Origin of the sequence: Streptomyces ossamyceticus (assembly GCF_001418475.1) — a bacterium.
In the GTDB taxonomy this organism is placed as follows: domain Bacteria; phylum Actinomycetota; class Actinomycetes; order Streptomycetales; family Streptomycetaceae; genus Streptomyces; species Streptomyces ossamyceticus.
This window is the reverse complement of the sequence record NZ_LIQX01000311.1, coordinates 1-7,340: the sequence shown is the minus strand read 5'-3', so window position 1 is coordinate 7,340 and position 7,340 is coordinate 1. Positions and strand designations below refer to the sequence as shown.

Here is a 7,340-nt window from a genome sequence, read left to right as displayed (position 1 = left end):
CACCTGGTCTACTGCTCGATCACCGGCCCCGGCGCCGAAGCCGGTGATCGAGCAGTAGACCAGGTGCGGGTTGAGTTCACGCGCCCGGTCGTAGTCGAGCCCGTACTTGGCCATGGTGCCCGGCCGGAAGTTCTCGAACAGGACGTCGGCCCGGCGTACCAGCTCCCGCGCCCTGCGCAGGTCCTGCTCGTCGCGCAGGTCGAGCGCGAGCGAGCGCTTGTTGCGGTTGACCGAGAGGTAGTACGTGGCTTCGCCCTGGGCGTGGGGCGGTCCCCAGGCCCGTGTGTCGTCCCCGGTGACCGGCTGCTCGACCTTGATCACGTCGGCCCCGAGGTCGGCCAGCAGCATCGTGGCGTACGGGGCGGCCAGGACGCGCCCGAAATCGGCGACGAGCACGCCGGAGAGGGGGCCGCCGGATGCCGCGCTCACCGGTCCCGCCTCTCCGACGGGCGGATGTACACCGTCTTGGTCCGGGTGAAGAACTCGCGAGCCGCCCGGCCCTGCTCCTTGGGGCCGTACGCGCTCTGCTTGGCACCGCCGAAGGGGACGTGCGGGTCGGCCCCGGCGGTCTCGGAGTTGATGTGGAGCACGCCCACGTCGACCTGCTCCGTGGCGGCGGCCACGGCCCGCAGGTCATCGGTGAAGACGGCCGCGGAGAGGCCGAACTCGCTGTCGTCGGCCAGGGCGAACGCCTCCTCGACGTCGCGGGCCCGGCGGACGGACAGCACGGGGCCGAACAGCTCCTGTCGCCACAGCGGGTCGTCGTCGGCGAGTTCGACGACGGTGGGCTGCAGGAACGCGCCCGTCATACGGTCGTCGTCGTACGGGCGCCCGCCCGCGAGGAGCTCCACCCCAGGGCGCTCCGTCCCCGCGTTCACCGCCGACTGGATCTCGTCCCGGGCCTGGAGCGACACCACGGGCCCCATCTCCGTGCCCTCTTCCAGCGGGTCACCGACGCGCAGGGCCGACGCCCGTTTGGTGAGCAGGGCCAGGAACTCGTCGGCGATCGGCTCCGCCACGATGAGCCGCGAGGTGGCGGTGCACTTCTGGCCCGTGGAGCGGAAGGCTCCGGCGAACACCTCGCCGGCCGCGAGTTCCAGATCGGCGTCGGCGAGAACGACGGCCGCGTTCTTGCCGCCCATCTCCGTCTGGACGGGCCGGGCCAGTCGGCCGCACGCGGCGATCAGGTTCCGGCCGACGGACGTCGACCCGGTGAACGTCACCGCGTCCACTCCCGGATGCTCGACCAGCCGGCCCCCCAGTGCGCCGCCGCCGATCAGAAGTGACAGCACTCCCTCGGGCAGTCCCGCCTCGACGAGGGCCTCGGCCAGCCGTACGGCCAGCAGCGGGACCAGGCTCGCGGGTTTCCAGACCACCGTGTTGCCGTAGCTGAGGGCGGGGGCGATCTTCCAGGCCGGGATCGCGATGGGGAAGTTGAAGGGAGTGACCACGGCGACGACGCCCACCGGGCGGTGGATCACATGGATCTGCTCGCCGGGCCGTGGTGAGGCGAAGACCTCGCCAACCGGGCGGGACGCCTCGCTCGCGTAGTAGCGGAAGATCTCCGCGGCGCGCCGTACCTCGCCGACACCCTCGGCCCTGGTCTTGCCCTCCTCCCACGACAGTTCCGCGCCCCAGACCTCGGCGTTCGCGTCGAGGACGTCGGCGGCCCGGTCCAGGATCCGGCCCCGTACGTGGTGAGGCGTCGCCGCCCAGCGGGGGAAGGCGTCGCGGGCGGCGGTGACGGCCTGGTCGAGATCGCGGTCCTGGGCGAGCCGGCCGGCGGCCACGGTCTCGCGGGGGTGTGTGGGACTGACGTCCAGCAGTTCGTCGCCGTCGCCGGTCCGCCACTGTCCCGCGACCAGGTGGCGCAGCGACCGGGCGGACCGGTCGATTCCACCTGCCGTCGCGCTGCTGGCTGCGCTGTGTCGCATCGGCCTTCCTTTCAAACGGTCCTACGCGTCGCCTCAAACGGCCCTACGCGTCGAAACGGTCGTACGCGTCACGCGTCCGAACGCGCCACGCCGGCTCCTCGGGTTCATGAGGCCGCCATTCTTGGGACCGGACGGGCGATACCGCACTCGACGGGATGTCCTGCACTCCGCAGGAGGAGCACTCCGATCCGTCCATGGCTGCGAACGCACGGCAGTGCTTGGCTCGTCGCTCCCAGCCCCTTCACATCCCGGAGGATGTTCCATGCCCGGTGCTTCCCGTCCGGTCGGCGGTCCCGACCTCGCGCAGGTTCGGCGGGTCGTGAGCGAGATCCCCGGCCCGCGTTCCCGTGAGCTGCTGGCCCGCCAACGCGGTCTGGTGCCGGCCGGCGTCGGCGCCGTTCTGCCCGTGTTCGTGGAGGCGGCCGGAGGCGGGGTGATCGTCGACGCCGACGGCAACTCCTTCATCGACTTCGGCAGCGGTATCGCGGTCACCACGGTGGGCAACTCCGCCCCGGCGGTGGCGGAGCGCGCGGCCGCGCAGCTGCGCCGGTTCACCCACACCTGCTTCCTGGTCAACCCCTACGAGTCCTACCTGGACGTGTGCGAGAAGCTGAACGAGCTGGCGCCGATCCCGGGTGAGAAGCGCACGATCCTGGTGAACTCCGGGGCGGAGGCCGTGGAGAACGCCGTCAAGATCGCCCGGGCCGCCACCGGACGCCCCGGCATCGTCGTCTTCGACCACGGCTTCCACGGGCGGACGCTGCTCACCATGAGCCTCACCGCGAAGAACAAGCCCTACAAGCAGGGCTTCGGCCCGTTCGCCCCCGAGGTGCACCGGGCACCGATGGCCTACCCGTACCGCTGGCCCGGTGGCCCCGAACGCTGTGCCGAGGAGGCCGCGTCCGCCCTCGCCGACCTGCTGGACCGGCAGGTCGGCGCCGACAACGTGGCCGCGGTGCTGATCGAGCCGATCCAGGGCGAGGGCGGCTTCATCGTCCCGGCGCCCGGCTTCCTCGGGCGCGTCGCCGAGATCTGCCGCAGCCGGGGCATCCTGCTGATCGTGGACGAGATCCAGGCCGGTATCGCCCGCACCGGCCGGATGTTCGCCTGCGAGCACGAGGGCATCCAGCCCGACCTGATCACCACTGCCAAGGGGCTCGCCGGCGGGCTGCCGCTGGGCGCCGTGACCGGCCGCGCCGAGCTGATGGACGCCGTCCCGGCGGGCGGACTCGGCGGCACGTTCAGCGGGAGCCCGGTGGCCTGCGAGGCGGCGCTCGGCGTGTTCGACGAGATCGAAGCGGGCGACCTGCTGGAGCGTGCCCGGGAAATCGGCGACACCATGCTCGAGTTCCTCGGCGATCTCAGCGACCGGTGTCCGGTGATCGGAGACGTCCGGGGACGGGGCGCCATGATCGCCATCGAACTGGTGGAACAGGACGGTGACCGGGTGCCCGCTCCCGACCTCGCCGCCCGCATCGCCAAGCGCTGCCACGCGGACGGACTGCTGGTCCTGACCGCGGGCAGCTACGGCAACGTCATGCGGTTCCTGCCTCCGCTGTCGATCTCGGACGCCCTGTTGGAAGAAGGACTGACCATTCTGGGCGAGGCGATCGCCAAGGAAGCGACCTGCGCCGCCTGAGCCGGTCCGGTCGCCGCCCTGGCCTTCCGTCGGGGACCGGTCCCCTCTCTCGCCGACGTGGCCGGAGCATCGGTCCATCGCCGGGTGCACAGCGTCAGAGGCACTCCGCGTCTCAGCAAGCGCCCTGGCGGGACCACCGTTCGTCCACTCGTGCGGTGACTTCCAGAGCGCCGGGCGCGCCCGAGACATCGACATCACGCCACACAGCCATTGCGGCCCCGGCACCGCGGGCGCGACCCGCCGCAGCGGCACGGCATCGAACAGCCAGGGCTCCGCTCCAGGCCCGCGGCCGCATATCCCATCCCTCTCCCCTTCTCGCCGTGGAAAGAAGCCATGAAGAAGAAGCTCTCCCACGCCGCCGTCACCGTGACGGTCGCGGCGCTGACGCTCACCGCGTGCAGCTCTCAGACTGACGCCGGCACATCGAAAGGCAGCGCCTCCGGTTTCGGGGACTGCAAGGTCACCGGCAAGCCCGGCAGCATCAAGCTCAGAACCCAGAAGCCCGACACCCTGACGGTGTCCACTGTCCTGCCGAATCCGGGGTGGTGGAACGGGACAAGCCCGGAGACGGTGAAGAGCGGCTTCGAGTACTGCCTGGCGGCGGACATCGCCCACCGGGCGGGCCTCAAGTCCGTCCAGTTGAAGAACCTCGCCTGGGACCAGTACATCTCCGGCACGGCCACCGGCTACGACATCGGGATGGCGTCCACGACGATCACCGACGAGCGCAAGAAGGTGTTCGACTTCTCCCGCCAGTACTTCTCGTCGAACCTGGGCGTCGCGACCAAGAAGGACTCGAAGATCACCGCGGACAGCATCCGTGACGCGAAGATCGGAGTGCTTCAGGGCAACATCGGCGCCCAATGGGTGGCCGACGTACTCAAGCCGACCAGTAAGGCCGCCACGTTCCAGAGTCAGGCCGACATGTTCACGGCACTGAACGCGGGACAGGTCGACGCCGTCGTCACCGACACGACGCTTGCCCTGACGAGTGTGAAGGCATCGGCGGGAGCGCTGACCGTCCGAGGCCAGTTCGCCCTGAACCAGGGCTACGGCATTGTGATGCCGCTTCACTCGAAGAACACGACCGCGGTGGACAAGGCCGTGGGTCAGATGGCCTCGGACGGCACGCTCAAGGCGCTGGCCGCCGAGTTCCTGGAGCCGACGTTCGGTGTCAACCCGAACTCCGTCCCGGTCTGGAGCCTCACGTGACCTCAGTGAGTGCTTCGCCGACAACCGAGGCGTCCAGGCTCAGCCCACCACCGAAAAGCCGTGTGCTCGCGGTCATAGCCGCCGTGTTCGCGCTCGCCCTGCTGCTGTTCATGGCCGCGCTCGGCAGCTCCGCCATGAACGGCAGCGAAGCTGGAACCACACCCCACACGATCGGTCTGCTGCTGAGCACAGGCGGCGTGCTGGTCTCGGCGGTCGTGTTGTGGATCGCGGTCCGGGCGCTACGCGGGTCCCTGCGTGCCTCCCGAGAGGCACGCCTGGGAAAGGTGCTCGATGCCCGGGCCACCGCGGCGGCATCGGTCCAGGACGCACTGCTCACACTCGGACTCGGGCTCACGGTCCTTTTGATCCTCCTCGGTGCGCTCATGCTCACCGTGAACGACGGGATCATCCAGAAGACCTTCCTGCGCTGGGACCTCATGGCCGAGAGCGCCAAGGACGTCGTCGCGGCGTTCGGTCTCAACGTGTGGATCGCGGTCATGGCCGAAGTCCTCGTACTGGTCCTCGGCCTGCTGCTCGCAGTCGCCCGGCTGGTACCGGGCCGAGCGGGACGCCCCGTTCGTGCCCTCGCCATCGCGTACATCGACGGCATGCGAGCGGTGCCGGCGATCATCATCATCTACCTCATCGGATTCGGGCTGCCGCTGCTGAACCTTCCCTTGCTTTCCGGCCTGTCCCCCGAGTGGTTCGCCATCATCGCGCTGACCCTCACCTACAGCGCCTACGCCGCCGAGATCTACCGTGCGGGCATCGAAGTGATCCACCCGTCCCAGTGGTCGGCATCCCGTTCACTCGGGTTCTCCTACGCGAAGACCCTCCGCTTCGTCATCCTGCCCCAGGCGGTCCGCGGGGTGATTCCACCTCTGCTCAGCGCCTTCATCGCCCTGCAGAAGGACACGTCCCTCGTGAACATCATCGGCACGATGGACGCCTTCAACCAGGCGAAGTTCTACTCCTCGGCCAGCTTCAACCTCTCCTCGGTGACGGTGGTCGCCGTCCTGTTCATCATCATCACGATCCCGCAGACACGATTCGTCGACTGGATGCTCGCACGAGGTATGTCCCGCCGCGGCCGCGCAGGAGGCAAGTGATGTCCTTCATCGAACTCGTCGGACTGCACAAGAGCTATGGCCGGCACACCGTGCTCCAAGGCATCGACCTGCAGGTCCAGCGCCACCAGGTGGTCACGCTGATCGGCGCCTCCGGCTCGGGAAAGTCCACCCTGCTGCGATGCGTCAACGCCCTCGAACCCATCGATGCCGGCGAGATCCGCCTCGACGGCGACGTCGTCAGCGGACCGGGAGTGGACGTCAACCGCCTCCGGCGCAGGGTCGGCATGGTGTTCCAGTCCTTCAACCTGTTCCCCCACATGACGGTGCTGGACAACATCGCTCTCGGGCCGATCAGGCTCCTCGGTGCGGACCCGAAGGCCGCGCGGGAACGTGCCCGGTCACTGCTCGAGAGGGTGAACCTGGCCCACCGCGCCGACTACTACCCCGACCAGCTGTCCGGCGGCCAGCAGCAGCGCGTCGCGATCGTGCGCACCCTCGCGATGGATCCGGACGCGGTCCTCCTGGACGAGATCACATCGGCTCTCGATCCAGAACTCGTGGCAGAGGTCCTCAATATCGTCCGAGAGCTCGCCGCGGACGGCATGACCATGATGCTCGCCACCCACGAAATGCACTTCGCGCGCGAAGTATCCGACCTTGTCGTCTTCCTGGAGCAGGGGCAATTGCTGGAGCAGGGCCCACCGGAGCAGGTCTTCGGTGACCCCGTCGAGCCCCGCACCCGCGAGTTCCTTCGACAGATCGTCGAGGCAGGACGCCTCTAGAGAGGGGGTCATGAACCCCGGAGCCCACGGCGCGATCCTCGCGAACACGTCACGCTCTCTTTTCGACCGGGCGACGCGGAATAGCCGTACCGGTCACCCGCGCCCGCACCCTCCCCGCCATGCCGACAACGCCAGCAGGAGCTCGGCCCGCACATGGGCCGAGTCCAGATCCGCGCCGAGCAGGCTCTGGACCCGGTCCATTCGACTGCGCAGAGTGTGGCGGTGTATGCCGAGGGCCGTGGAGGCCGCCTCCCACTGGCCGTTATGTTCCAGGAAGGTGCGCAGCGAGGCGAGCAGGTCGGTGCCGTTCTCCGCGTCATACGTGGCCAGCGGGCCGAGGCGGGACTCGGCCAGGGACTCCAGGAGCCTTCTCGTCTCGGGGACGGCGGTGAGCAGGTGACCGGCCAGCGACTCGAAGCCGACGACGTCCGCGCTCGCCCGGGCATGGGCTACCGAGGCGGCGTTCAGGGCCTCGGTCAGGGCCGCGCGGCCCGCGGTCACTTGGTGGACGGCGCTCAGGCCGGCCCAGGTGCGCGACCGCAGACGAGCTCTCGCGCCGTTCGTGACCGTCTGTGCCGTGATTCCGTGACCGGCGGGCAGCAGCACGGCCGCGCATCCGTCGTGCACGCGCCCGAACAGGGGCAGGCCGCGCTCGGCCAGCTCCTCACCCACCGCTTGGAGCGCCTGTCGCGGGCTGCCGCCC

The 7,340-nt window shown here is 69.5% G+C and carries 7 protein-coding genes; 4 read left to right on the top strand and 3 right to left on the bottom strand.

Annotation, left to right across the window (positions count from 1 at the left end; genetic code table 11):
• A partial coding sequence (locus AOK15_RS23125; RefSeq protein WP_205632210.1) for a CoA transferase occupies positions 1–429 on the bottom strand: 429 nt, incomplete at its 3' end.
• Positions 426–1,934 carry an aldehyde dehydrogenase family protein gene (locus AOK15_RS23120; protein WP_055519929.1) on the bottom strand — a complete coding sequence of 503 codons (1,509 nt, stop codon included), beginning with the start codon at positions 1,932–1,934 and terminating at the stop codon, positions 426–428. The genes AOK15_RS23125 and AOK15_RS23120, both read right to left, overlap by 4 nt.
• A 262-nt stretch (positions 1,935–2,196) precedes the next feature.
• On the opposite strand from AOK15_RS23120, the gene gabT reads away from it, so the two are divergent.
• From gabT to AOK15_RS23100, 4 genes are all read left to right on the top strand, one after another.
• On the top strand, positions 2,197–3,573 hold the full coding sequence (gabT, locus tag AOK15_RS23115) for a 4-aminobutyrate--2-oxoglutarate transaminase (RefSeq protein WP_055519926.1): 1,377 nt from the start codon (positions 2,197–2,199) through the stop codon (positions 3,571–3,573).
• 333 nt (positions 3,574–3,906) lie between these two features.
• The gene (locus AOK15_RS23110) at positions 3,907–4,785 is read left to right on the top strand and encodes an ABC transporter substrate-binding protein (protein WP_055519924.1); all 879 of its coding nucleotides are present in this window, start codon (positions 3,907–3,909) and stop codon (positions 4,783–4,785) included.
• 62 nt (positions 4,786–4,847) lie between these two features.
• Positions 4,848–5,894, top strand: coding sequence for an amino acid ABC transporter permease (locus tag AOK15_RS23105; protein WP_205632209.1), 1,047 nt, complete (start codon positions 4,848–4,850; stop codon positions 5,892–5,894).
• Positions 5,894–6,637, top strand: a complete 744-nt coding sequence (locus AOK15_RS23100; RefSeq protein WP_055519922.1) for an amino acid ABC transporter ATP-binding protein — start codon at positions 5,894–5,896, stop codon at positions 6,635–6,637. Before AOK15_RS23105 ends, AOK15_RS23100 begins: the two co-directional genes overlap by 1 nt.
• 93 nt (positions 6,638–6,730) lie before the next feature.
• Here AOK15_RS23100 and AOK15_RS23095 read toward each other — a convergent pair.
• A partial coding sequence (locus AOK15_RS23095; protein WP_205632208.1) for a PucR family transcriptional regulator occupies positions 6,731–7,340 on the bottom strand: 610 nt, incomplete at its 5' end.

Bases quoted from the DNA above. Each gene is read 5' to 3' on its own strand.
- AOK15_RS23120 (WP_055519929.1), bottom strand. From the start codon at position 1,934: ATGCGACACAGCGCAGCCAGCAGCGCGACGGCAGGTGGAATCGACCGG.
- gabT (WP_055519926.1), top strand. From the start codon at position 2,197: ATGCCCGGTGCTTCCCGTCCGGTCGGCGGTCCCGACCTCGCGCAGGTT.
- AOK15_RS23110 (WP_055519924.1), top strand. From the start codon at position 3,907: ATGAAGAAGAAGCTCTCCCACGCCGCCGTCACCGTGACGGTCGCGGCG.
- AOK15_RS23100 (WP_055519922.1), top strand. From the start codon at position 5,894: ATGTCCTTCATCGAACTCGTCGGACTGCACAAGAGCTATGGCCGGCAC.